Origin of the sequence: Nocardia sichangensis, from assembly GCF_047200615.1 — a bacterium.
GTDB lineage: Bacteria > Actinomycetota > Actinomycetes > Mycobacteriales > Mycobacteriaceae > Nocardia > Nocardia sichangensis.
Genome location: NZ_JBJZOK010000032.1, coordinates 72,726 through 94,505 on the forward strand (window position 1 = coordinate 72,726; position 21,780 = coordinate 94,505).

Here is a 21,780-nt window from a genome sequence, read left to right on the forward strand (position 1 = left end):
GGTTTCGGCGGCGGCGAACTCTCGGTCACCGCCGTGGAGGAGGGGGAGCACGTCGTCCGCGTGGAGGAGGGGCAGATGCTTGTAATGCCGCTGGTATGCCTCCACCAGGCGGACGACGAGCTCTCCGGGCAGGCGGGGTGGTGGCGGGCCGAGTGTGGGTTGGTCAGCCACGCAGGACGTGCCAGACGACACCGGCCAGGACGCCGGCGCCGATCACGATCCCGGCCGCCGCTGCGGCGACGGAGCCGAGCAGCAGGGTCAGGTTCCACATCAGCAGCACGGCGAGCGGCAGGCCGATGGCCAGGCCGACAGCGATGACCAGGAGGTAGCCGACGACCTGCAGCCAGTGCAGGACCGTGGCGCGGGCCGGTGATTCGTCGGCGGTGGCGGGTGGTCGGGTGTCGGTAGGGGTCACGACGACCACCGGCCGAGATCAGTGAGGATGTCGTGGGTGAGGTTGGGGCCGAGGGCCTTTCGGGTGGTCTCTTCGTCCCACTCGGCGTTGTCGAGGTCGACGGTGTTGCCGAATACGAGGACGAGTGCGGCGCCGGTCGCTTCGCGGAGCAAGGGGGCGGTGGTGTGGAGGTGCGCGGCCTGCTCGGCGGTGCAGCGGTCGAACACGATCAGGAACGGGATGGTGTCGTCCGGGCGGGCGGGGAGGCTGACGATGCGCAGGCGGGCCGCTGGTGGGGCGAGGAACACGGGGCCGCCTTCAGCGAACCGGGGCGGGTTGTCCGCATCCTGTGCAGACAGGGCGCGGGCGGTGTTCGTGAACTCGGTGGCGTTGGGACTCAGGCCGGTGTCTGGGTGCGGCTGATCGGTCACGGGGTCTCCGTTCGGTTGGTGTCGAGGAGCGCGCGGATGAGTGCCGAGAACGGCTCCCGCTCGGCCTGCGCCTGCCGCTGCCACTCCGACTGACGTGGCGGTGTACGGGTGGCCTCGGTGGTGGCCTGCTCCAGTAGGCGTGTCTCGGCGGCCGTGAGAGTGCAGAGCAACGCACCGCCGTCCGGTTGCGGGCACTGAAAGGGCGCGGGCGGGCGCTTCGGTGCCAGTAACCGTTGGAGCTGCTGGACTGTTTTCCTGTACGGATCTGGTTCGGGTGGGAGTGGGCCTACCGGTGCGGGGGCGGGTGGGAGTTCACCGCGGTCGGCCGCCTCGCGCAGGAGAGCGAACGTGTAAGCGGCGCCGGGTCCGCAGTAGCCGTAGTCGCGGGTGAGCAGTTCGGTCCAATCCAGTAGGCGGGCCTGCTGGGTGTCGATCATGGTGTTCGCCTGGCGAAGATCCGGTACAGGGCGACCAGGCCGCAGAGGATCGCGGCGACACAGAGGATGAATCCCAGCGTGCCCTTGAGGGTCGTGCCGAACACGACCAGGCAGCCAGCGGTGATGATCAGGATGGCGGTGCTCATCAGGTCTCCGTAGGGATGGGTGTGCCGACCTTGGACAGTTCCGTGTACGTCGCGGTGATCACGCCGTGTTCGATATGGACGGTGACCAACGCCCGGTCCGGATCGAGGTCCAGCAGCCGCATCGCCTTGTCGTAGTCGGCGAGCGGCACCCGCGCCGAGACGACCTCGGTGGTGTGTTCAGGGGCGGCCTGCGGCGATATCCCACATGGGTCCGGCGAGGAACTGGTGACCGTGGCGTCGCTGAGCCCGACGAGTCCGCTCGGCGAGATCCCCGCCCGTCCCTCCGGTGGATGCTCCGGTTTCTGCCAGACGGTGATGGGGTGCCGGTACGGGTGCGGGTCCGCGGGCTTACCGCACGTGGTGCAGGTCGGGATGGGGCGCGGGCTCATCGCTGTGCCTCCTGCCGGGTGATGTGGCGTCGGAGGTCGGCGGCGGCACGGCGGCGGGTCCAGCCGGTGCCGGCGCGGGTGATGCGAATGGTGGGGTCGAGGGGTTCGGCGAGGTAGCCGTTCCACGAGCTGCGGCGGTCGCAGAATCCTGGGATGCGTCGCAGCCGATCCCATGCGTTCCGGTAGCGGCCGTGCCGGGCGAGGTTGTAGGCGAAGCCGAGTGCGTGCAAGACGCCGATGGCGTAGATGTCGATGCCGTCGGTGGTGGTCTCGCTGAGCCGCACAAGTCCGCGCGGGCGGCGGGTAGGCGTGCTCATGATGGGAGGGCCCCACATTCACGGAGAGCGCGCAGGACGGCGACGTTGTGGCGGGCGTCCTCGAGTGCGTTGTGGTGTCCGCTGGGCTGGACGGGTGCCTGGAATCCGGGGACACGTTCGATCTCCTGTTGGAGTTCGTGGGTCCACATCGGGATTCCGGACGGCAGACGGCTCATCGGCCCCCACAACTGCGCCAACAGGACATGGTCGTAGGCAACGTAATTCGCCCAGAGTCGCGGCTCGTCGGCGGCGAGCAGGAAGTCCCGCACTTCGGTGGCGATGCGGGATCGCTTCTTCACCACGGGGTTGTGGTAGTCGAACAGCCAGCGGCGCGGCATGTGGTTGTTCCAGTCGCCTGCGGGTTTCGGGAGACCTGGCACCACGTTGTTCATCAGCCACGGGTGTTTCCGAATCCTTCGGACAGGCATGTCCGCGTTCACGGCGTAGTACTCGCGGCCGTCGTCCTCGCAGACGATCCCTATCGAGATCAACTCGATGGTTTTCCCGTCCTCAAGGAATTCGCAGTCGTAACAGTAGGTGGTCATCGTTGGGTCTCCTGGCTGTGCGGGACGCGGCCGAACACTTCCCGGCAACGGCATCCGTCCAGTGGTCCCCAGGTCGTGCAGATGCTGACCGTTCCGGCTTCGTGCTTGCAGGGGATCAGCCAGTTGCTGGACTCACAGCCGCACTTGTCGGGGTGGTGGAATCCGGTTGCCTGCTCGTCACATTCGGTACAGCGCAGATACGGGTTCGCGAACGGGACGTGAGTGTGGGTCATCGCAGCAGGTCCGGATTCAATCCGCTGACGGACTCGATCCGTCCCGCTGCGTCGGTGATGACGATCGGCCCGTTGGTGGTGCGGCTCTGCTGGGCGCTGTCAGCGATGTGCCGTTCGGCGGCGCGGGCGCGGTACCGCCAGTAGTCGCTGCTGAGGATGGCGGAGAAGTAAGACGCCACGACCATCAGCGTGATCAGGTCGTACCACTCATCGGCGTAGTCGGTGACGATCATGCGGACAACGTGAATGGGGATGAAGGCGGCGGTGATCACGGAGAGAACGCCGATAACGATGGTAAAGATGCGGTCACCCCGGCCCATCGCGCGGAGGGCTTCGATTCGGGTGGGGGGCTTGTACTGGGTCATTTCTGTGGCTGCCATATCGGTGAGTGTGGGGATGGTGGGTGCAGGGGAATACGGGGCTTCGGCCGTACGCGGCGGGTCCAGGCGTTGGTGCCCGCCAGCGGTTGGGGTCTGCGGTTGGGGGCCGGGCGGGGGTCCGTATCCCGCCCGGCCTGTTCGGTGGTGCGCAGCGTTGCCCCCCGCGAGAGAAGGGGCGGGGTTGCGGAGCGCGCGGGCCGCGGGAACGGCCTATTGCTGCGCTCGTTGGGGCGCTTCCGGTGAGTCAGTCCGGTTGGACGCACCACGAACCATTCAGGAGGTCAATGCGGTGATGGCGAGACGCATCAGCCGATCGCATTCCGTCTGGTCGTAGGTCTTGAGTTCGCCGTCATCATCGAACTCGGCGGCGATCATCCATGCGCGGGCGAGGGATTCGACCAGGTACGTCCGCCACCCGGACTCGCCGAATATGCGTTTGCCCGATGCGTTGCCCCCGTCGCTCCACACCGCTGACAGAACAGCGGCGAGGTATTCGCCGACGGTTCCCGCCTCGGCGGGATTGGATTCCATAGGCACGGCGAGGACGACGCGCGCCGGATCGTTCAGCCATCGGCCGACCCGCGCGTGCAGCTCGGCGGCCTCGGCGCGGTTCAGGTGCGCGGTCGCTTCCTTCGGTTTGTCCAGGGGCAGGAACTTCCCCGGCCGGTGGGGGTCCTCGTCGGGGTATGTGCTGGTGACCCTCAGCCACATGAACGGGCCGCTGTCGCCTTCGGGGTTGGTACGTGACCCGCACCAGGCGGCCGACGATTCGGACACATCCACGGTCGCGGGCATTCCGGTGCTGGTCACGATCGGACCGGCGCCGTAGTGGATGAATCCGCGGTCGGTGATTCTGTCGTTGTCGGTCACAACAGGTCCTCGGTGTCGGTTGTGGCCTGTGCGGTGATCCGATCGCGGATCGAGCACAGTTCCCGGAACGGGTAGGCGGTCCCGGTGATCGCGCGCAATCGGTCCATCTGCTGTTGGATGTCGGCGATGACGCCGGGCGCCGAGCCGCGGAAGACGGCGCGGTCACGGTCAACGCGGACCAGGGAGTGCAGCAAGGTGTTCATGTCCGACAGGGCGCGGTACTGGATCTCGGTGAGGTCGGTGAGCGTGACCGCGAAGACGGGTTTGTCGGTGGCCTGCTCGTCACGGGGTGGGGCAGCGTGGGCTGTGCGGCGGGTGTGGATGCCGTACATGTTGACGCTGCCGTAGGTGAGCGCACTCAGCAGGAACCACCATTGGCCGGTGCTCACCGAGTAAGTGATCCACAAGCCCTGAACAGCCAGTCCGATGCCAGGGCCGAGGACAGACCGGGGGCGGGCGTAGACGAGGGCCAGGCCGACCACACCGATCGTGGTCAGGGCGAACGACCACCAGAGAGAAACCATCAGATCGTCCCCGCTGCCCCGAAGTCTGGGAGCATCGCGGCACCATCGACTCTTCCCCACAAATGAAGCGTGTATTCATGGATGTTGACGTGGCTGGCCGGTGGCGCGAATATCTGGTAGGCCCACCCGCGGCCGAACACTGCCCTGTGCAGCAGCGCCAGTTCGTCGTAGCTGGGCATGGTCTGGTCGTAGTGGGCAATGGATGCGTGAATCCAGGAACCACCTTCGAGGTCGAAGGCACTCACGATGACGCCGGCCTTCTTGTCCAGGCGGGCGATGGCCCAGCCATCTGTGCCGAACCGTTGCGGTATCGACCAAGCTGACTTGCCCAGTACGGCACGGAGTTTCAGCGCGTTCACAGTGGTCGGGGCAGGGGTGGTCACGGTTGCTCTTTCGGGGTGGGTGATTTCGTGGTGCGGTGTTTGGCGCGCTGGTATGCCTTCGATCGCCTGTTCTCGCAGGCGCGGCAGATTCGGTAGGAACTTCCGTCGGGGCGCTGATGAACCCGGATGTTGTTGCCCGACAGCGGGTGCCGGTACTTGCAGTGCGTTCGTTTGGCGGGGGGATTGCGGGGTGCGGGTTTCACCGGGTCGCCGTTACGGCACCAGGCGTGGTAGTGCTTTGTGCACCAGCCGCGCGCGTGGGCCACCCGATCGCACCCGATCACCGAGCACAACACCGGCGGTTTTCGTGGGCCGCGTTTGGGGGGAGGCGGCGGGCAGAAGGGCAGCACGGTGTGGGGATCGCCGTGGCGACGCCAGCGGGAGTAATGCGTGATGCACCAGCCGCGGGAAGCGTGCGGTTTCCCGCACCCCGCGATAGAGCACACCGGGTCATAGACGCGGACACCGGGACGGGGCCGCTTGGTCACTCGACGGTCCGTCCCGGTATGAAATCGCCCAACTGGTGCACTATCGCCCGCGCGCTGGCTTCGTCCAGTTCGATCACCTCGACCAGTGCCCCCATCAGTCGGGTGTCGAGCTCGGTCGCGGCGAGCGCACTGAGCACACCGGTCGCGTGGTTTCGCAGTTCTTCCGGGGAGACCCATCCCTGCTCGATGCCGTCATGTTCGATGCGGACGAGGCCGATCGTCTTCCCAGCGTCCGGACATGGATGTTTGGCCCGACCGGCGGCGGCGATGAACCGTACGGGAGCGGTGGCCCTCGCGGTGCTGGGGTCGGGGGCCAAGTCTCGTCGCACGAATGCGGCTGCCTCTTCGCGTGGAATATTCAGCTTCTCGGTGAACAGCCGCAGGACCGCCGCGGAGTGTTCGGCTGCGGTCGCCTCATAACAGCAGGCGGCGGCGTATTTGAGGGCCGCGGTGCGGTCGAGGGTGAATGCCCGGTCGGGTCCGAGTTCGATGCTGACGCCGTATCTGCCGTCGGGCATCGTCGCGGACCGGACCCAGAAGTGGGTCATCGGTCGGTCTGCTTTCGTTTGGGGCGGCGGGGTTCGCATTTCGACATCGGTTCGTTGCGGTCGGGCCACCACACGACTCGGCAGTGTGGCCGTGTGCACGGCATGACCGGCGTGCCGTCGCGCATGACCGGCGGTCCCCATTCATGGCTGCTCGTCTGGTTCGCTGGCGTGTCAACCATGCGTAGTCGGAGCCTCTCGGTAGATGGTGCAGCGGCATCGGTGTCCGAGGGGGTCTCGGTGCAGGCACTGCTCGCGGCGGCGGATGTGGGCTGCGTAGCGGTGGCCGCACATGCAGCGGGGGCGAGGAATGGGGCTGTTCATCGAGACCACCGCGGGCGACGCGCGGGCGTTCGGAGGGTCACGGTTCTCCTTCGGGTGTGCCCAATCGGGGGATGCGGTCCAGTACGGGCGGGTGGTTGTTCCACTGGCCGTGCTGGGGTGGCTTGACGCAGCGCACCGACAGCCAGCGGTCGGCGTGGTTGTAGGTGATCGTGTGGCCGTTTTCGTCCGGGGTGAGCCTGATCAGCTGGCCGCCGATGGTGACGCTCGGCGGGTAGCGGCCGTGGCGGTCGACGGTGATGCGGGTGACGGGGAGCGCGGTCTCACGGCAGAACCACCACTGCGCTTCGTCGGGCATCACTCGAATCCCGCCGCTACTGGAGGATTCCGGCGCGGGTGGCGAGTTCAACCCACGTGGACCACTCGTCCACCATCACGTCGGCGAACGCGAGATCGGACATGCCGGCCGGGTCTTTGATGCGTTTGGCGTCGAGGTTGTCGATCAGGCCGGGGACGGTGAGGTCGTCCATGCGGTCCCAGAACGGGGCTTTGACGAGTGTCAGGACTTTCACGAACACCGCGTGCCGCTTCAATTCCTTGAGCAGGCGGATCACGTCGTGTTCGTCGGTGGGGTCGTCGTCGGTGACGATCACGACATACAGGGGTGAGTTGGCGGTCTTGGCCATGTCCAGCACTGCTTGGAGCGGGTAGCTCAGGTAGGTGCCGCCCATCCGTTGCGGGCGGAAGATGTCGCGGTCCACGACACCGTGGTAGTTGTCGAGGCCGACTGTGACGGTGGGCCAGAGGCGGGAGTCGAACGGCAGGACGGGGATCTTGCCGTCGCCGTCGATCTGCAATGTGAAGGCGAGCGCACGGTCCACGAGGGTCTGTACGAGGCCGTTGCGGTAGTCGTCGAGCATGGAACCGGAGTGGTCGAGGATCATTATGGCTTCGGCGCGGATGCCGTCGAGTCCGGCCTTGGACAGGGAGATCCCGGCCTTGTCGAACTTTTTGGTCAGGTCGACGCTGCCGCGCTGTTCGACGGTGGCGCGATCAACAGCTGGTCCGGTGCTCTTGGTGAGGGTGATCGTGCGTGGGGCGGCGGTGGATTGGCCGCGGTTGCGGTTGAACAGTCCCATGGTTCGGTTTCCTTTCAAGCGGCGAGTACGTAGCCGCCGGTGTCGTCCAGGCGGACGGCGCCATATAGCCAGTGGGTGATCGGGATGAGGGCGGGGTTGTCGCCGTGTTTGAGGGCGTAGCCTTCGCTGTGAGCGTTGTCGGGGTGGGTGGTGATCCACCCGTGGCAGAGGCGGGTTCCGTCGCCGCACAGGTGGACGCAGTTTTGGGGGGTCCAGGGGCCGCCTTGGCCTGCGTTGCGGCGGTGGTGGACCGAGTGGGCGCGCGCGCCGCAGCGTTCGCATAGCCCGCCGGAGCGGGCGGTGACGATCGGGCGGGTGCGGTACTCGCCGATGATCAGCGGTTCAGGTTGCTGCGCTGAGGGTTTCGGGCAGGCGCGGCGGACGAGTTCAGCGGGCACGTCGCCAGCTCCATACCGCGTACGCGCTGAACGCGAGGCCGATGAGGATGCATGTCACCGCGGCAGCAGCGGGGCTGATGCGTGGGGAGAGGGCGGTCATGAGACCCACGAACGCGCAGAACCCAGCCAGGACGGCGACGATCCACAGGGCGACGATGGCGAATGCCGCGCCGACCGAGCGTCGGAACACCCAGAGAGCGTGCCGGGTCACCGCGGTCCCCACGGGATACGCAGGATCGGTGTCGAGTAGACGGGCTCCCAGAGTTCGAGGGTGCGTATCGGGTAGTGGAGTACGCAGTCGAGGGATTCGCGGAGGGTGAGCAGGAGTTCGGTCATGGCGTGTTGGTTCCTTCGTGGTCGTCGGTGGCGTTGTCGAGCGCGTCCAGATAGTCGATTTCGTCGCGGGTGAGCAGGCGGCCCTCGTACTCGCGTGGGGTGGGATCGTCGGGGCGCATCGGGTAGCCCCTGACCTCGCCGCCGGGGTTGCAGCCGAGCGCGTGAGCGATGTTCACCGCGGTCATGAAGTCGAAGGCGCGGACGATCGATACACCCAGGAAGCCGCCACCACCGGGTACCTGCTCGTCGGGAGGTGCGGACTTGGTGGTGTCCACGAAAGACAGCCACCAACGCGGCAGATCGGGGAGGTTCTGGACCTGCTCGGCAATCGTCTCGGAGTTGTCTTCGAGTCCGGGGTTGGTCATCGGCGATGCCTCCCGCCGGTGGTCGGTTGCGCGGGTCCTGCGGGTCGGAGCGCGGCGGGCAGGGTGGGTTCGGGGAAGTCGGCGGTCACCGCGATGCACAGGACGGTCGCTGCGCCGACGAGGAGCATGAAGGGCACAGGCAGGACCGCAGCGACGACGAATCCGGTGAGGGCGAGGATGAGCATGTCGCGGTTCATCGCAGATCGTCCGCGGCGAGTTCGGTGTATGCGGCTGCCTGGTCCGTGTCGTCGGAATTGAATGCGTTGGCGACGATGCCGGACAGGTGGGCGAGGCCCGTGAGGGTGGCGCCGTTGTCGAGTTCAGGGAAGGCGAGGCGGAGTCCGGCGATCAGGGGGCGGAGTTCGGCCAAGACCTGGGGGCGTTCCTCGGTGGTCCATCCGCGGGTGCTGATGGTGAAATGGCCGCCGGGGGTGGTGAATTCGAGTGGGGTGGGCAAGAGTTCTCCAGAGGGGGCGTTCGAGGGGGCGCGGGCCGCAACCCCTTACGGCCCGCGCCGGTCGGGTGGATCAGGGCAGGGGGCGGATCTCGGCGGGAGCGGGGCCGTAGACGACGGTGTGGCCGTGTGGCTCTGCGAGTCCGGCGATGACCTCGGCGGTGGCGTCGGTGAATGCGCGCAAGCCGATGTCGTCCAAGCCGGGCACCTTGAACCCGAGTTTCAGCCGGTGGTCCTCGATGCGGTAGCGCAGCTTCGCGACGATCTCGACGTAGTCGCCGCCGCGCAGGATCGGGATGCGGAGGATGAAGGTTTCCGGCACCTCGAGTTGTCCGGCGCCTGCTGTGGCGTTGACGTCTTCCCGGAATCGGAAGGACACGGCCCCGTTGTCGAGGCGGGTGGAGGATTCGAACGAGCCGGTGCGGGCGGCCTGGAACGACTGGGCCAGTTCGATCATGTCGGCGGCGGCCGGTTCGTAGATGTCAGCGGCGAAATCCTCGAGCATCTCGGCGAAGTCGAGTTGGTTGAACCACTTTCCGGAGCGGGCGGACCATCGCTGGTACTGGTCGGAGTAGGTGAGCTGGAGCACGATCCGGTGATCGGCCCAGCCGTCCCAGTTGATGACGGCGGTGAGCCGGTTGGTGGTTTCGTCGGCGTAGACCAATGCGCCGTGATGGGGGTCCATCGCGAGGAGGGTGGTGAACGATCCCGGTTCGGTGACGGAGCTGGTGCCGCGGGGCCGGGTGGGTTCGTCCAGGTACTCCTCGTAGGAGCGGGCTTCCACGCGCTCGTTGTCGCGGCGGATGTTGATGTGGAGGACTCCGTCGCTGGGGGTGTACTCCTGCGCGAATCGGTCGCTTTCGTGGGCGATCTCGGCGATGGCTGCGGCTTCGGTGGTCTGGTCGGTCATGCCTTCTTCTTTCCGGGGGTGATGACGCGGACACCGGCGGCCACGTCGAGCTGGAGTTGGGTGGGGTCGTGGCGGGTGGGGTTGCCGTCGCCGTCTACGAACCAGAGGGAGTGCGGGCGGTCCAGGCGCGGCAATCTCGTGGTGACGGCGTCCTTGATCAGGACCATGTCGGTGCCCTTGTTGATGCCGACCTCGAACGTGATGGTCAGGCGGCCCGACTTGCGGGTTTCTTTGACGGCGGCGATGAGGTCGTGCAGGGCGGTGCTGGCCTCCTCGTGGGGTGCGCCGCGGCGTAGGTCGGCGAAGAACTCCACGAACGGGCGGATGTGCTGGGGGTCGTCGTCTTCGGTGGCGTCGGGCACGGGGTGGTCCTTTCAGGGGTGAGGTCGGGGACAGGGGTACGCCGTCGATGTGCAGTCCGTTATGGGGTTTGGTCTCTCTTGGTGAGGTGCCAGTAGCCGCACCGGCAGAGGTAGGTGTGGGCGATCAGCTGGCCCGGATGGATGTGCCGCCATCGGCGGCCGAGGTTGGCGACCGCAGTTTCTTGCCGCAGGAACCGTTGCTTGCGGGGATGAGGGCAGGAGTCGAGTCGGTTGGCCTCCTTGCGGATATGTCCTTCGATCAGGCGAATCGCTGCCTTGCGTTTCTTCTCGCCAGGGGTTTCGAACTTGCATGCGCACACCGCGATCCACACGCCGCTGCCGATGGGGCGGCGTGTGTCGGTGAGTTCGTGGTGGGCGCGGTTCAATGGGTGGCCGCCTCGCGGTAGCGGCCGATGCCCCAGACGATGGCGTGGCAGGCGCGCAGGTAGTGGATGGACCAGTCGTCCAGATCCCATTGCGCGGAGTCCGGGAAGGTGAACAGGGTGCCGTCGGTGAGGCGGTGGCAGAACTCCTCCAGGGCTTCGCGCTCGCCACCGTGTCCGGCCTGTGCGAGGACTTCATCCCGGATCGCGCGGAAAAGTTCGGCGTTCTCGCCGATCGAGTTCCCGCGGCGCCGCCAGAAGTCGCGGACGGCGTGGTGGATGACCTTCTGATCGGAGACCTCCCGGACGGGGTCGCCCGTGGCGCGCAGGAGAGTTGCCCAGTAGCCAGGGTTGATCCATCGTTGTGACCCGCGGAAGTACTCGAACATGTCCTCGCTTCCGGCGAACATGTAGTCGCCCATGTCGCCGGTGATGACGAGACGGCGCGGCCAGGTGACGAGGGCGAACCAGCCGACAGCGCCGACCTGACCGAATCGAATGTGCCGGTTCAGGTCGTCGTCGTACACCACTTCCATATCGAGAGTGGACGTGGAGGAGAGGAAGCTGCGGTACGACCGCGCGTAATCGCCTGTGTCGGTTCTCATTCCGGTTGGTCCTTCGATTCGAAGAGTCGGCATGCTGGCCACCACGCTCTTACGTCGGGTCCCCATGAGCCGCGCGCGTTGTACGTTCCGGCCTTCTCGCATTTGAGGAAGTCCTTGTTCCCGGCGCCTGTGCGGTAAAGGTGGGTGCAGTCGCGGCAGCGCAGGCCCGGTCCGCTGCGGTCGGTGGCGGCGTCGCGGTGCAGGGGCAGGCGAGTAGCCGGGTTGGCGCCCGCGGCGATCAGGTCGGCTTGGCGGGCGGTGCGGCGCGCGTCGTGGCCCATGCCCTCGAACCGGTCCGGGGTCTGGACTGGTTCGAGGTCGGGGAACAGGGAGTCGGTCACCGGGCCACCCGGTCGTCGTCGGTCGAGATCTCGCCGCTACCGCCGGGGCAGAGGTAGCAGCCGACGAGTTCGCCTTGGCCGTTGCAGAACTGGCACAGGGCCCAGCGGAGTCGAGTGCGCATCAGGGTGACACCTCACGGTCCGGGGCGGCCACGAGGCGGGTATGTCGCCGCGCCTGGTGGTCGTTCCACCGTTGTTGCGCGGCCGATTTCAGCTGTTCGTGGGTGACTGCAACGAACCGGCCGTGACGGTCACGCGGCTTCCAGCCGTGGAGAGGTTCGTCTGTCTGGCAGGAGGGTTCCTCCCGGCAGCCGTTTACGCACGACGCGTCCTTGATCCCCTGGTAGTGGGGGCAGGTGAGCATGACGGTGTCGAGGTTTTTACATTCCGGCAGATCGGCCGGTGTGATGTCGGCACTCATCAGAACGGGGGCTCGTCGATGTAGTCGTGCTGGCGGGGCGGCATCGGCTTGGCGTCCCAGGCGTCGGCGGGGTCGGGCTGGGTGAATGCGCCGTTGCGGCTGTAGTTGCCTGCACAGGTGTTGCAAGGTTCTTCGCCGTGGCCGCCTGATCCGCCGCAGTCCGGGCACACGCCGTCGGCGCGGGCCTGCTCGAGTTCGTCGTCGGGCACGGTTTCCCAGTCCGTGGTGTGCATCGCCCATTCCCGGCGGATGACCGCCGCGCCGCAGGACTCGAATCCGAGTTCTTCGGCCTGAGCCTGCATGTTGTCGAAGCGGTTGACCGCGAAGTCCAGCGAGGGAGATTCGATGATGTCGCCGTTGCGTTTACACACCGCGTACTGGGTGCCGCTGTCGCTGACGGCCCCAGCGGGCCGCCCGCTGGCCGCCATCGCTTCGGCGCGCTGCCGTTGCAGCTCGAGCTGGAGGTTGTGCACGTCGGCGGTCGCGGCGTACAGCTGGGCGTGCACGCATTTCGCGACGAGCCGCAGGGCTTCGGCGTCAGCGGGGGACAGCTTGCCGTCGTGCTGGTTCTGCTTCGTGTACTGGAGCAGCAGCGTCGCGGAGGAGGAGTCGGTGGGGTGCAGGTCTCCGCAGTCCCCGCACAGCTTCCAGTCGGTCATTGGTCGGTTCCTGTGTCGTTGTGGCACCAGCAGGCGAGCCCGCCGGGGCACAGGGGCGTGGCGATGCTGGCGGGCGGGGGCGCGGCGGCGGTGAGCTGGTTGCGGAGGGTGTCGAGTGCGTCAAGGACGTGGACGGCTTCGGCGGGTTCGGTGATGGGGATGACGGAACCGGTTTCCCATGCGGGGCCGATGATTTCGGCGGCATAGTCGCGTGCCTGCTGCCAAGTGGTGACGGTGCGGGGTTCGCGTTCGATGACGATGCGGCGGGTGTCGGCGGGGTTGAGCCGGTTGGTGAGGTAGACGACGAACCGCGCGACGGTCCGGTCTTGGGTGTCGATCATGAATCCGGTTCCTTCCGGTGGGTGACGGTGTAGTCCGTCTGCGGGTTTGACTCTACATACCTGATGACGACTATTCAAGTCGATACTGTGCGCTGTAAAGGCGTATTGATATCAGTTGGTCGACGGTATGAACTTGCGACAGTACAAACTATTACCCTTATGGTTGCGTGGTTGGGTCGCGTTTGAGTAGCCGTTCCACCTGCCGTTCCGAGATCCCCATACGGCGGGCGATTTGCTCGACCGACGAGCCCAATCCGAGGTGATCCGCGGCTTCGGCGGCGCGGCGCGCGGATAGCTCCTGAGTGGTTCTCGGGAGTTCGCGTCCACTTGCCTGCGGGGTTATGCGGGGATCATCGATATCGACGTCTTCGGCTTCCCAGTCCATCGTGGATAGCCAACCGGCGGCGATGGCTTCACGTTGCGTCTGGGGGGATGGGCCGGGAGTGCCGGACAGTCCCGGATAAATCGAGTGGATCGCTGACCAGATCTCCCATCTGGTGGTTTTCTGCGTGCGGTTGCTGAGTTTCCACAGCGTGCCGAGTTGGATACCGGATTCGGCGGCGAGCACCACCAGCGGCCATGCCAGGGTTTGCAGGGCCTGCAATCGGCGGGTGGCGCCGATCGCGAGGACATGGGGTTGGCGTGGATTCGGGCTGTGGGTGACGGAGAGTATGGCGACCGAGGTGCGTGTCCGGACCATCTGGTATTCGCCGGCGGCGATGAGGCGCACCGTTTCCTGACTGACCCCTGAGTCGGCGGCGATGGTGCGCTGCGACATGCCGAAGTGGCCGAGTTCGTGGATGTGGGCCTGTACAGGGGCGGCGGGGCTGTAGCCGGGCATTCCTGGGTAGTGGGTGGCGAGGGTGTATCTGGCGTGTTTGCCACCGAGGAATGTTGCCCGGCTGCGGATGTACGGCGTTCTGCCTGTCATCTGGAGGCGACCTCGAACAGGGGCATGGTGGGTGCGCAGGTGCGTTGGGGGCGGCGGCGTCGCGGCTGGATGGGTTTGACGATCACGATTTGGTCGCAGGGTTCGTTGCAGCGGCGGCGCATCTCGGCGAGTTGGTCGATCAGCTGGCCGCGTTGGTCGCGGAACCGGTCGCGTTCGGCGAGGATCTGGGCCATCGCGGCTGGGGTGACGCGGGCGGCGTCGGCGCGCGCTGAGGCGCGTTTGGCTGCCTGTTCGGCGGCGAGTAGCCGCAGCGTGAGTACGGCGACGGCTTCGCGGCGCACCATTTGAACGGTGCGCCGTGAGCAGTGCAGCCATGCGGCGATGGTTTCGGTTGTGTGGTTGCGGTGGGTGAGTTGGGCGATCAACCATGCCCGGTCGACGGGTTGGAGGTGGGAGTGGTGGACGCGGCCGTTCATCGCCGCCTCTATCAGTGCGTCGTCCTCTTGCCAGCGGGGCGGCCCGTGTAGTGCGGTGACCGCTGCCACGTCGAATAGGTGATCGCTCATCGCTGCTCCTTCGATAGGGCGGATCGGGGACGGCGGGCTCACCGGGCGCTCTTCGGCTCGGAGGGGTCCGGTGCGGCGTGCACGCGGCGGTAGTGGCCCTCGTCTTCGAGGGCGCGTCCGGCGCGGATCAGCTGGGCGGCTTCGTGGTGGTCGTCGGGGCGGGGCGTGAAAACCTGGTTCGGGTCGTGGCGGCAGCGGATCACCCACCCGTAGCGGTCTTCGCTGTCGAGCACCCACCCGTACTCGTCGCACATCGCGCAGTCCGGGTCCGCGTGTGGGCTCAGCGCAGGTTTCCTGCTGGGCTGGCCGGGCAGTCGTGGGATGTCGCGGGCGGCACGGATGCGCTCGGTGATGTCGAGGGGATAGATCTGGCGGCGGTGCTCCCGGAAGTGCGCGTGCACGGCATCCAATGCGTCGGCCACGTGCCAGCGGGCGCGGCGGGCCTGCTCGTACCACGTGTCGACCGTCTGGTTCGTGAACGGGCGATTGTCATAATGCGCGACGGTGGTGAGGATTTCGGCGACCTGCTCCCGGCTGATCACGACGCTCTCCTTCGTTGAGAAGCGCTGCGACCGAACCGGGGTTGCTTGTTCCGGAAGAACGTGCGGGACGCGGCGACGGCGGCGCGGCGGGCTTCGGGGTCGCGGTGGTTGCAGTTGCGGCCCTCACGCTGCCCGTGCCGGTCGCAGAGTTGGCACGCCGCTATATCGGCTGCTCGCTGCTGCCGCTCGCGGGCGGCCTCTTCTGCGGCTAGGGCGATACGGCGGTGATGGGCTTCGAGTCTGGCGCGGTCGGCCGCCCGCGCCTGCTCGGCGTCGCGCTCGGCCTTCCATGCCTCGTGCCGGAGTCGGTGCCATTTGCAGGGGCCGCAGGGATCGGGTGTTCCTTCGGGGTGCTTAGGGCATGCGGAGGGGGGAGGTGAGTCCGGCGAAACCGATACGTCCGCAGCATGTTTCGCCGCGCGTCTAGTTCCCCCTTCCTCTTGAAAGCTCTGGAAAACAGACCCGGCAAACTCGTCACCGCTGACAAGTTTGGTTTCGGGGTTTCCGCTGGCCTCCGATCTGTCCAGCTCACCACCGGTAGCAGTGTCGGTGGCCGGACCGGTCGAATCAAACTCGTCACCGCTGACAAGATCGATGTTGTCAGAAGTGACAAGTTTGCCGGACAAATCTTCGTCTGCCAGGAGATCTTCCAGGGGCTCCCATAGCAGGCAGTATTCGTTACTGGAACGGCCGCCGCCCCTCTTGCCGCGCGCCCGCACAAGGATGGCGCCCGCGTCTTTCAGTTCCCGAAGGCCGCGATCCACCGTCGAAAGGGACACATGCATTACCTCGGCGATGGTGGCGCGGAAAGGATGTCCCTTGCGGGACTTGAACCCGATGTAGCGGGCGATCGCTTCCCACACGTCCCGAGCCCTGCGCGAGAGCCCTTTGTCCAGGAGCCAGTACGGAGGCTGGGTGAACCTGATGTGCGCAGCGCGGACGCACACCATGTTCCAGATGCGGTCTGTGACCGTCCGGGCTAGAGATGGTTTGGTCACTGCCCACCCTCTGGAGCAACAGAGTTCAAGTTCACCAAGCCCTGGGCATCGAGTTGCGCGAGCGCGCGCCGAAGTTTGTTGTGGGACATCGGCACCGCTGCCAGCAGTTGTTCATGGGTCATCGGCTGCCCGTGAATGCCCAGCTCCCAGTAAAGATTGCGGGCATGGTGGGAGAGTCGGCGTGTGGTGAGCGCCGTGAGGTTGAGCGCCATGTGCGCCCCGAAAGGGCTGGTATCGACGGCCTCCCGCTCGGCGGCCGAAAGCGCCACGTACACGGGCGAATCGACATCCTTCGTTGTGACCGACGCGGCTTGGCTTATGTGGTCCATCTCGAGTAGCCTCGCTTTCGTCTCGTACTACTGGTTGGAAGGCGGGCACCGGGTGCTTCCGGTGCCCGCACCAACCACAGGGGAATCAGTCAGGAAGCCGGGGCGGTCAGCTTCGCCCGGTACTCCTCGGTCAATGCCTCGATCGGTTTGGGGTCCAAGCAATTCCGGATGTCAATGCCGCCGTGGCGTTCAGCGAATTCCTTCACGGCCTCGGCGTGCATCTGCGCCAGCACTTCTTTGTCCCCGCCCGCGTGCTCGCGGAACAGTTGGGTCATGGCGTCCATCGCGGCGGCAGCCTCGGCACTGTGCGCCGCCCGCTTGTGGCTGGACCCATCCGGGTCCGGCTGTTCGGTGGGGATCGTCATCCCGGTCGTCAGGAAGATCCGGAACGCCACACTCTGCGCGGAGGCTAGGGCCTTGTCGCCACGATCGGCGGCTTCACCGACAGCGGTCCCGGTGAAGCTGTCCCCGGCGGGACCTCGCACCGTGTACTCGACCTCGACCTCTGCGCATTTCATTCCGACGTTGTCGGTGGTGCGGTACCGCTCGGTCTTCCAGCTCAGGACCCTCGGTGTGAAGAACACCCCGTGCTTGCGCTGAGCCGGACCCACGGCGTTCATCACGGCGTCGATGCCCCGGAAATTGAATCCGTCGTCCTCGTTGCGTGAGGTCTTCGCGACCTCCTGCACGTCACGCTGGAGTGCCGCGAACGCCTCGTGTACCGGGATCTGCGGCGGGGCCAAGGCCTCCGGCTCGGTGGTCTCGACTGGTTCGGTCACTTCTTCTTCGCCGGGATTTCCAGGCCACGCAGTGCGGGCATCGAGTCCAGCAGCGCTTTCACCGCAGCGCGGGTATGCGTGGTGGTGGAGACGGTGAGCTGGGGGTCCTTCTTCTTACGGGCGGTACCGGGCACCTCAGTGGTCACAGCAGCCGCGAGCGCGGCTTCCTCGGCTTCCTTGCTCACCCCTTGATGCAGCAGCACCAGGTGGGGGGCGCGCTCCCGGACGATCTGCGCGGCGGCTTCCGGGTCGATGAATTCCCACCAGTCCTCGACCTTGTCCGGATAGACAGCGCGGCAGTGCTTCTCGAATTCGGCGCGGTCGGTGACGTACGCCTCGTCTTTCAGCGGGTTGGACATACTCGCCGACCCGAGAGTGGATTGCCCGTCCTCGCCGAACACGGTGCACTTGTTACCGCGGCCGAGTCGCCGTTCCAGCGCCGCGCGGTGCATCGCACGCAATACCCCCGCGTCGGCGATCAGGGCCGACAGGATGGCGACACGCTCGGTGATGGTCTCGATACTGTCGTCGTCGTACGGGCGTGACACCGGTTCAGCGATAGTGGGTTCAGTGGTGGTCATCGGGGACTTTCCTTCTTCTCGTGGGGTTATGCGGAGGGCAGGGATGCGTACCAGAGGCGTGCGGATTCGGCATCGATCAGGAGCTTCCGGCCGCACTTGCGGGCGGCGAGCTTCCCTTCGCGCACGAACCGGCAGATCATGTATTCGCGGCGCACTCCCGCTCGACCTGCCGTTCCGACGGCAGCGACTGGTAGTAGCGCTCAAGGGATTTCGCGTCGATCAGGATGCTTGCTCCGTGATAGCGGGCGGCAATCTTGCACTCCCGCACCAACTTCCGCAGCGTGTACTCGGCGATGCCTGTGGCCTCCGCCGCCTGGCGCACGTTGTAGCTGATCTGGACCGGACCAGCCGTGACCTGCGCTCCGGATCGTGTCTTCACGATTTGCTCCCCTTCGTGGTGTCGGGGAGGAACTCGTGCGCGGGCACCTCGAGCACTTCGGCGAGCGCCACCATTTGCCCGACGCGCGGCTCACGTTCGCCGCTTTCGAAGCGCCTGATGGTGTTGACGTTCATTCCGGCGCGTTTGGCCAGCTCAACTTGTGACCATTCACGGTCGCGTCGGCAGCGCCGGAGAGTGGCCCGGTAGTGCTGGACCGATGCTGAAATCTCCATGCGGAGAGCCTAGAACCCCAATTGGGGCGTTGGCAACCCCATGAAGGGGTTTGATCGCTCCGTGATCGCTCTGTGATCTTGGCTCCCCATGGTGGGGTCCGCCACCTTGATTCCACCCCGACTGGGGGTAAGACTGTCCCGCATGGGTGACACAGAGGGCCAAACGGAGCGAACCTCCGTTGAGGCTGCCAACTACGCCGTCGCGCGGCACTTGAAAGCCGAGCGCGTCAGGAGGGGGCTATTGCAAGCCGACTTGGCAAAGAAAGCCGGCCTAGCGGTCAACACGATCCGGCGCCTGGAGAACGGCGAGCGAGAGATGAAATTCAGTCAGCTATTCGCGCTCGCGGAAGCATTGGGCGTAAGCCCGGGAGCCTTCATCGACGCGGCCCAGGCGGCAATGCGCGAGTAACTCGCTGGCCGACATGTGAAGACGCGTAGCTGTTTCAATGAACTCGGGAACCGACACCAACTCTGGATGTTGCCTGTCGATTGCCGTGACAACGCGATAGAGCTGGAAGAGTTCGGCGGCGCGGGCTGACTGGTCGTAACCATTCATGACCGGTCACCCCGCCGCTGGATCTGGCTGCCGCCGGTGCGGTGGGGTAGCCGAGCTGGAGCACTTTCGGGCCGCGGCGGCCAGTGGGTCAGCCTTTCGAGCAACACGCCGGATGATTTGCACACATTCCACCTCTGGAAACGTTGTGCGCGTAGGCAGGTCCTCCCCCGACAGTTGGGCCAGTCGAACGCGAATTTTTGAATATGTTCCTGTTGTGTCCCGCAAAAAGTACGCTTGCTTGACATAGCAACATAGCCCCCACATGGGGGTACCGCAAGGTCTCTTTTGCCCGTAAGGTTGGGACCGTGGCACGACCAGCACGACGGGGAGAGCTGAACTGGGCGCTGTCTCGCGAGCTGACCGAACGCCGCGAGGAACTCGGGCTGTCCCAGAAGGAAACCGCGCGCCGAGCTGGACTGTCGTCCAACGTCTATCAAAGGCTCGAATACGACGAGCGCGCCATGTCCGTCGAGCAGCTGGACGCCATAGCGGAGGCACTCGAAACCACCGGTGACGCAATCTTCAAGTCCGCAAAGGGAAGGGTGCAGCGCGGCGAGTGCCCCACCTTCGCCGAGCGGGCCGCGATGAAGCTCGACGCCGCGATCGGCTATCGCAAGTAATAGTGCAACATTTGGCGAATCTCCCGCTACTGTCCGATTTGCGCGTTACGCTCTCGGTGTGCTCGTCGTCGTCTTCCTGATGTTGGTCGTAGCTTTCGCACGGGTCCGCATCTGGTCCGACAAAGACAGCCGGGCAATGACTCTCGTACTGTTCCTGTCCGTCGCCGGGGTCTTCACGACCTGCCCCCTGTTCGACCAGCAAGTAGACGCCTCGCTCGCGCCGACGCTGGGGGAGAACATGAGCGACCTGATCCACGTCCTCATCCTCGTAGCGCGAAATTTCCTGATCGGCCTGATCGCCCTGCGCCTGTACGACGATCGCGCTCGAGGACGTTGGGCAGCGTTCATCGCAGCTATCGCCGTCGCGATGATCGCGACATCCAGATTGGGCCATGCGGCCGATATCCCCGTGTTGGACGAATGGGAGCTGCGCGACGCACCGACCGTCGCCTACAACGTCCTCTACGCCGTGACACTCGGAGCCACCTGCGCGCTCGTCATCGCTGGCGTCGTTATCGCCATGCCCGGACTGCGGGGCATCCGCCGTGGCCCTTTCCTGGCCCTCGCTGCGGTCGGTGCAGTCGGAGTCGCCTACGCGATCACCACCATCACCCTGCTGATCGCGGCCCCCGACATCCTCCGAGACCACGCCGTCCCCATCGTGAAGGCATGGAGCACGGCCCTGACCGTATCCCTGACCCTTGCGGGTCTGTACGGTCTCGGCCGTCGACGACCGAGACCGTCGGCGTGATTCAGGACAGCTCGAGAAGCACATCGAGTTTGCCCAACGCCTTTCGCGCCATCGTCAGATCGACACGCTGATACTTCCGCGTCACCAGCACCGACGCATGACCGAGGATCGCCTGCACCACGGAGTCCGGCACACCGGCCTCCATCAACAGCGTCGCCGTCGTCCCACGCATCCCGTGCACGTCAACCGGATCGCTGATCTTCGCGCGCTTCTGCGCCGCCGCCCAACCCCGCCGGTCCGCTGCATCCGAGATCGGCGTCTCCCGTGCCGACACCCACACCAGATTCCACGGGTTCGGTGTCCAAGACTTGCGGTACACCTCGAGGATCGCCGCCAACGGCTCCGGCAGCGGAATCATCCGCTGAGACAACGTGGTCTTCGGCCGGGTCAGAGCAGCACCCCGCCACAACGGGATGTACTCGAAACCCGCGGGCACGGCGAACCGTTTCGGGTCATCGGGCTTGGCGCCCTTGTGCAGCGGCAACCATTCCAGCTGCCACGCCAAATCCAGCGTGCCCTCATCCAGATTCACCCGATCCCACTGCAACCCCAGCAACTCGCCTTGCCGGCCGCCGAGCATCAGCCCGGCCGCCCAGCGGGTGACGAGCGCGTCGCCGTCCTTCATGGCGGCGATGAGGACCGACCGGGCCTGCTCGGAGGTCAGTGCGCCGTGCGACTCCGACAGCACCGTCGGCTTGGCGACGGCTTCGCACCAGTTGCGGTGCACCAGGCCCTCGGTGAGTGCGTCGGTGAGCGCGGCCGAGAGCACGTTGTGCGCCTCCTCCACTGACCTCGTGGTGTAGGGAATCTTCTTCCCGCCGCGCTCGTAAGTGGATGCGAGGATCCACTTGTGCATGTAGCGGATGTGCTCGGCCCGTAGATCGGCGAGCCGCTTGGGGCCGATCGCCGGAACGATGCGGGTGTTGACCGCGGACCGGTAGGACTTCCACGCGTGGGGTCGCATCTTCGGTCGCGCGATCTCCTCGAGCCACCGCTCCAACCATGTCTCCAGGGTCAGTTGCCTGTCGAGCTGATCGAGACCCTTCGCCAGGACGCCTTTCAGCTTCTCCAGCTTATCGACCACCGTCGCACGGTCCTTGGAGTACACCGGCTTGGAACGCCGACGCTTCCCGTCCGGGCCCGGGGGCAGCTCGACACGCCCGACCCACATCCCGTCACCGCGTTTGTAGAGCGCCCCCTCACCCTGAGCGCGCGGCGGCTTCTCCCTCTCCTTCTCCAACTGCCGAAGCAACCGGTTGACCGCGGCGACCCTTTTCTTCAGAACCGCCGGGGTGTCGGCCGTGACTTCGATGGTGTCGACCCACCGGCCATCTCGTTGTTCCATCGCTGCTCCCCATCGCGCAGGTGTGGCCAACGACTGTAGCCGGTGCCAGACTGTTCTGGACTGTTCTAGCCGTACCGTTTTCCTGACCTGCGCGGAAGCGCCCAGTTCACCACACACGACTCGGGCGGCAC

At 66.0% G+C, this 21,780-nt stretch carries 42 protein-coding genes; 3 read left to right on the forward strand and 39 right to left on the reverse strand.

Annotated elements, in window-relative coordinates:
• Nucleotides 1–163 precede the first annotated feature (163 nt).
• The 38 genes from ACL03I_RS32720 to ACL03I_RS32905 all read right to left on the reverse strand — a co-directional run bounded on the left by ACL03I_RS32720 (nucleotide 164) and on the right by ACL03I_RS32905 (nucleotide 18,377).
• The gene (locus ACL03I_RS32720; RefSeq protein WP_412807837.1) at nucleotides 164–415 is read right to left on the reverse strand and encodes a hypothetical protein; all 252 of its coding nucleotides are present in this window, start codon (nucleotides 413–415) and stop codon (nucleotides 164–166) included.
• Nucleotides 412–825 carry a hypothetical protein gene (locus tag ACL03I_RS32725; RefSeq protein WP_412807838.1) on the reverse strand — a complete coding sequence of 138 codons (414 nt, stop codon included), beginning with the start codon at nucleotides 823–825 and terminating at the stop codon, nucleotides 412–414. The genes ACL03I_RS32720 and ACL03I_RS32725 overlap by 4 nt, the downstream gene beginning before the upstream one ends.
• Nucleotides 822–1,262, reverse strand: coding sequence for a hypothetical protein (locus ACL03I_RS32730; protein ID WP_412807839.1), 441 nt, complete (start codon nucleotides 1,260–1,262; stop codon nucleotides 822–824). Before ACL03I_RS32730 ends, ACL03I_RS32725 begins: the two co-directional genes overlap by 4 nt.
• Nucleotides 1,259–1,408, reverse strand: a complete 150-nt coding sequence (locus ACL03I_RS32735) for a hypothetical protein (RefSeq protein ID WP_412807840.1) — start codon at nucleotides 1,406–1,408, stop codon at nucleotides 1,259–1,261. Before ACL03I_RS32735 ends, ACL03I_RS32730 begins: the two co-directional genes overlap by 4 nt.
• Nucleotides 1,408–1,797: a hypothetical protein gene (locus tag ACL03I_RS32740; protein WP_412807841.1), complete on the reverse strand. Its 390-nt coding sequence runs from the start codon at nucleotides 1,795–1,797 to the stop codon at nucleotides 1,408–1,410. The genes ACL03I_RS32735 and ACL03I_RS32740 overlap by 1 nt, the downstream gene beginning before the upstream one ends.
• Nucleotides 1,794–2,114, reverse strand: a complete 321-nt coding sequence (locus ACL03I_RS32745; protein WP_412807842.1) for a hypothetical protein — start codon at nucleotides 2,112–2,114, stop codon at nucleotides 1,794–1,796. The genes ACL03I_RS32740 and ACL03I_RS32745 overlap by 4 nt, the downstream gene beginning before the upstream one ends.
• Entirely contained in the window at nucleotides 2,111–2,659 is a 549-nt protein-coding gene (locus ACL03I_RS32750; RefSeq protein ID WP_412807843.1) for a 3'-5' exoribonuclease domain-containing protein, read from the reverse strand. Before ACL03I_RS32750 ends, ACL03I_RS32745 begins: the two co-directional genes overlap by 4 nt.
• A 229-nt stretch (nucleotides 2,660–2,888) precedes the next feature.
• Complete coding sequence (locus ACL03I_RS32755; RefSeq protein WP_412807844.1) at nucleotides 2,889–3,272, reverse strand: hypothetical protein; 384 nt, start codon at nucleotides 3,270–3,272, stop codon at nucleotides 2,889–2,891.
• Nucleotides 3,273–3,545: 273 nt separating this feature from the next.
• Nucleotides 3,546–4,142 carry a hypothetical protein gene (locus ACL03I_RS32760; RefSeq protein WP_412807845.1) on the reverse strand — a complete coding sequence of 199 codons (597 nt, stop codon included), beginning with the start codon at nucleotides 4,140–4,142 and terminating at the stop codon, nucleotides 3,546–3,548.
• Nucleotides 4,139–4,666, reverse strand: a complete 528-nt coding sequence (locus ACL03I_RS32765) for a hypothetical protein (protein ID WP_412807846.1) — start codon at nucleotides 4,664–4,666, stop codon at nucleotides 4,139–4,141. The genes ACL03I_RS32760 and ACL03I_RS32765 overlap by 4 nt, the downstream gene beginning before the upstream one ends.
• On the reverse strand, nucleotides 4,666–5,049 hold the full coding sequence (locus ACL03I_RS32770) for a DUF7694 domain-containing protein (RefSeq protein ID WP_412807847.1): 384 nt from the start codon (nucleotides 5,047–5,049) through the stop codon (nucleotides 4,666–4,668). The genes ACL03I_RS32765 and ACL03I_RS32770 overlap by 1 nt, the downstream gene beginning before the upstream one ends.
• Nucleotides 5,050–5,533: 484 nt before the next feature.
• Entirely contained in the window at nucleotides 5,534–6,085 is a 552-nt protein-coding gene (locus ACL03I_RS32775) for a hypothetical protein (protein WP_412807848.1), read from the reverse strand.
• Nucleotides 6,086–6,443: 358 nt separating this feature from the next.
• A complete protein-coding gene (locus ACL03I_RS32780; protein ID WP_412807849.1) occupies nucleotides 6,444–6,722 on the reverse strand; it encodes a hypothetical protein in 279 nt (92 codons plus the stop codon).
• Nucleotides 6,723–6,738: 16 nt separating this feature from the next.
• Nucleotides 6,739–7,503: a VWA domain-containing protein gene (locus ACL03I_RS32785; protein ID WP_412807850.1), complete on the reverse strand. Its 765-nt coding sequence runs from the start codon at nucleotides 7,501–7,503 to the stop codon at nucleotides 6,739–6,741.
• 14 nt (nucleotides 7,504–7,517) lie between these two features.
• Nucleotides 7,518–7,901 carry a hypothetical protein gene (locus ACL03I_RS32790; protein ID WP_412807851.1) on the reverse strand — a complete coding sequence of 128 codons (384 nt, stop codon included), beginning with the start codon at nucleotides 7,899–7,901 and terminating at the stop codon, nucleotides 7,518–7,520.
• The gene (locus ACL03I_RS32795) at nucleotides 7,891–8,091 is read right to left on the reverse strand and encodes a hypothetical protein (protein ID WP_412807852.1); all 201 of its coding nucleotides are present in this window, start codon (nucleotides 8,089–8,091) and stop codon (nucleotides 7,891–7,893) included. The genes ACL03I_RS32790 and ACL03I_RS32795 overlap by 11 nt, the downstream gene beginning before the upstream one ends.
• 17 nt (nucleotides 8,092–8,108) lie before the next feature.
• Nucleotides 8,109–8,237: a hypothetical protein gene (locus ACL03I_RS32800; protein WP_412807853.1), complete on the reverse strand. Its 129-nt coding sequence runs from the start codon at nucleotides 8,235–8,237 to the stop codon at nucleotides 8,109–8,111.
• On the reverse strand, nucleotides 8,234–8,602 hold the full coding sequence (locus ACL03I_RS32805) for a hypothetical protein (RefSeq protein ID WP_412807854.1): 369 nt from the start codon (nucleotides 8,600–8,602) through the stop codon (nucleotides 8,234–8,236). Before ACL03I_RS32805 ends, ACL03I_RS32800 begins: the two co-directional genes overlap by 4 nt.
• Nucleotides 8,599–8,799 carry a hypothetical protein gene (locus ACL03I_RS32810; RefSeq protein WP_412807855.1) on the reverse strand — a complete coding sequence of 67 codons (201 nt, stop codon included), beginning with the start codon at nucleotides 8,797–8,799 and terminating at the stop codon, nucleotides 8,599–8,601. Before ACL03I_RS32810 ends, ACL03I_RS32805 begins: the two co-directional genes overlap by 4 nt.
• Nucleotides 8,796–9,059, reverse strand: a complete 264-nt coding sequence (locus tag ACL03I_RS32815) for a hypothetical protein (protein WP_412807856.1) — start codon at nucleotides 9,057–9,059, stop codon at nucleotides 8,796–8,798. Before ACL03I_RS32815 ends, ACL03I_RS32810 begins: the two co-directional genes overlap by 4 nt.
• Nucleotides 9,060–9,129: 70 nt before the next feature.
• Nucleotides 9,130–9,966 carry a DUF2303 family protein gene (locus ACL03I_RS32820; RefSeq protein WP_412807857.1) on the reverse strand — a complete coding sequence of 279 codons (837 nt, stop codon included), beginning with the start codon at nucleotides 9,964–9,966 and terminating at the stop codon, nucleotides 9,130–9,132.
• Nucleotides 9,963–10,328: a hypothetical protein gene (locus ACL03I_RS32825; RefSeq protein WP_412807858.1), complete on the reverse strand. Its 366-nt coding sequence runs from the start codon at nucleotides 10,326–10,328 to the stop codon at nucleotides 9,963–9,965. The genes ACL03I_RS32820 and ACL03I_RS32825 overlap by 4 nt, the downstream gene beginning before the upstream one ends.
• Nucleotides 10,329–10,387: 59 nt before the next feature.
• On the reverse strand, nucleotides 10,388–10,714 hold the full coding sequence (locus ACL03I_RS32830; protein WP_412807859.1) for a hypothetical protein: 327 nt from the start codon (nucleotides 10,712–10,714) through the stop codon (nucleotides 10,388–10,390).
• Complete coding sequence (locus ACL03I_RS32835; RefSeq protein ID WP_412807860.1) at nucleotides 10,711–11,316, reverse strand: hypothetical protein; 606 nt, start codon at nucleotides 11,314–11,316, stop codon at nucleotides 10,711–10,713. The genes ACL03I_RS32830 and ACL03I_RS32835 overlap by 4 nt, the downstream gene beginning before the upstream one ends.
• The gene (locus ACL03I_RS32840; RefSeq protein ID WP_412807861.1) at nucleotides 11,313–11,657 is read right to left on the reverse strand and encodes a hypothetical protein; all 345 of its coding nucleotides are present in this window, start codon (nucleotides 11,655–11,657) and stop codon (nucleotides 11,313–11,315) included. Before ACL03I_RS32840 ends, ACL03I_RS32835 begins: the two co-directional genes overlap by 4 nt.
• Nucleotides 11,654–11,779: a hypothetical protein gene (locus ACL03I_RS32845; protein ID WP_412807862.1), complete on the reverse strand. Its 126-nt coding sequence runs from the start codon at nucleotides 11,777–11,779 to the stop codon at nucleotides 11,654–11,656. The genes ACL03I_RS32840 and ACL03I_RS32845 overlap by 4 nt, the downstream gene beginning before the upstream one ends.
• Nucleotides 11,779–12,078, reverse strand: coding sequence for a hypothetical protein (locus ACL03I_RS32850; protein WP_412807863.1), 300 nt, complete (start codon nucleotides 12,076–12,078; stop codon nucleotides 11,779–11,781). The genes ACL03I_RS32845 and ACL03I_RS32850 overlap by 1 nt, the downstream gene beginning before the upstream one ends.
• The gene (locus tag ACL03I_RS32855) at nucleotides 12,078–12,737 is read right to left on the reverse strand and encodes a hypothetical protein (protein ID WP_412807864.1); all 660 of its coding nucleotides are present in this window, start codon (nucleotides 12,735–12,737) and stop codon (nucleotides 12,078–12,080) included. Before ACL03I_RS32855 ends, ACL03I_RS32850 begins: the two co-directional genes overlap by 1 nt.
• Complete coding sequence (locus tag ACL03I_RS32860) at nucleotides 12,734–13,078, reverse strand: hypothetical protein (protein ID WP_412807865.1); 345 nt, start codon at nucleotides 13,076–13,078, stop codon at nucleotides 12,734–12,736. Before ACL03I_RS32860 ends, ACL03I_RS32855 begins: the two co-directional genes overlap by 4 nt.
• Before the next feature lie 157 nt (nucleotides 13,079–13,235).
• Nucleotides 13,236–13,919: a helix-turn-helix domain-containing protein gene (locus ACL03I_RS32865; protein ID WP_412807866.1), complete on the reverse strand. Its 684-nt coding sequence runs from the start codon at nucleotides 13,917–13,919 to the stop codon at nucleotides 13,236–13,238.
• A gap of 86 nt (nucleotides 13,920–14,005) precedes the next feature.
• The gene (locus ACL03I_RS32870; RefSeq protein WP_412807867.1) at nucleotides 14,006–14,536 is read right to left on the reverse strand and encodes a hypothetical protein; all 531 of its coding nucleotides are present in this window, start codon (nucleotides 14,534–14,536) and stop codon (nucleotides 14,006–14,008) included.
• A gap of 38 nt (nucleotides 14,537–14,574) precedes the next feature.
• On the reverse strand, nucleotides 14,575–15,078 hold the full coding sequence (locus tag ACL03I_RS32875; protein WP_412807868.1) for a hypothetical protein: 504 nt from the start codon (nucleotides 15,076–15,078) through the stop codon (nucleotides 14,575–14,577).
• Nucleotides 15,075–15,941, reverse strand: coding sequence for a hypothetical protein (locus ACL03I_RS32880; protein ID WP_412807869.1), 867 nt, complete (start codon nucleotides 15,939–15,941; stop codon nucleotides 15,075–15,077). Before ACL03I_RS32880 ends, ACL03I_RS32875 begins: the two co-directional genes overlap by 4 nt.
• 131 nt (nucleotides 15,942–16,072) lie before the next feature.
• Nucleotides 16,073–16,405: a hypothetical protein gene (locus ACL03I_RS32885; RefSeq protein WP_412807870.1), complete on the reverse strand. Its 333-nt coding sequence runs from the start codon at nucleotides 16,403–16,405 to the stop codon at nucleotides 16,073–16,075.
• 89 nt (nucleotides 16,406–16,494) lie between these two features.
• Nucleotides 16,495–17,184, reverse strand: coding sequence for an ERF family protein (locus ACL03I_RS32890; RefSeq protein WP_412807871.1), 690 nt, complete (start codon nucleotides 17,182–17,184; stop codon nucleotides 16,495–16,497).
• Entirely contained in the window at nucleotides 17,181–17,765 is a 585-nt protein-coding gene (locus ACL03I_RS32895) for a hypothetical protein (RefSeq protein WP_412807872.1), read from the reverse strand. The genes ACL03I_RS32890 and ACL03I_RS32895 overlap by 4 nt, the downstream gene beginning before the upstream one ends.
• Before the next feature lie 136 nt (nucleotides 17,766–17,901).
• Nucleotides 17,902–18,144 (reverse strand): helix-turn-helix domain-containing protein, encoded by a 243-nt coding sequence (locus tag ACL03I_RS32900; RefSeq protein ID WP_412807873.1) that lies wholly within the window; start codon nucleotides 18,142–18,144, stop codon nucleotides 17,902–17,904.
• Complete coding sequence (locus tag ACL03I_RS32905) at nucleotides 18,141–18,377, reverse strand: helix-turn-helix domain-containing protein (protein ID WP_412807874.1); 237 nt, start codon at nucleotides 18,375–18,377, stop codon at nucleotides 18,141–18,143. Before ACL03I_RS32905 ends, ACL03I_RS32900 begins: the two co-directional genes overlap by 4 nt.
• 142 nt (nucleotides 18,378–18,519) lie before the next feature.
• On the opposite strand from ACL03I_RS32905, the gene ACL03I_RS32910 reads away from it, so the two are divergent.
• From ACL03I_RS32910 to ACL03I_RS32920, 3 genes are all read left to right on the forward strand, one after another.
• Nucleotides 18,520–18,786 (forward strand): helix-turn-helix domain-containing protein, encoded by a 267-nt coding sequence (locus ACL03I_RS32910; RefSeq protein WP_412807875.1) that lies wholly within the window; start codon nucleotides 18,520–18,522, stop codon nucleotides 18,784–18,786.
• A gap of 452 nt (nucleotides 18,787–19,238) precedes the next feature.
• Entirely contained in the window at nucleotides 19,239–19,553 is a 315-nt protein-coding gene (locus ACL03I_RS32915) for a helix-turn-helix domain-containing protein (protein WP_412807876.1), read from the forward strand.
• Between the two features lie 58 nt (nucleotides 19,554–19,611).
• A complete protein-coding gene (locus ACL03I_RS32920) occupies nucleotides 19,612–20,304 on the forward strand; it encodes a hypothetical protein (RefSeq protein ID WP_412807877.1) in 693 nt (230 codons plus the stop codon).
• A 1-nt stretch (nucleotide 20,305) separates the two neighbouring features.
• Here the strand turns inward: ACL03I_RS32920 and ACL03I_RS32925 are convergent, their stop codons facing one another.
• Nucleotides 20,306–21,649 carry a tyrosine-type recombinase/integrase gene (locus tag ACL03I_RS32925; protein ID WP_412807878.1) on the reverse strand — a complete coding sequence of 448 codons (1,344 nt, stop codon included), beginning with the start codon at nucleotides 21,647–21,649 and terminating at the stop codon, nucleotides 20,306–20,308.
• Nucleotides 21,650–21,780 lie beyond the last annotated feature (131 nt).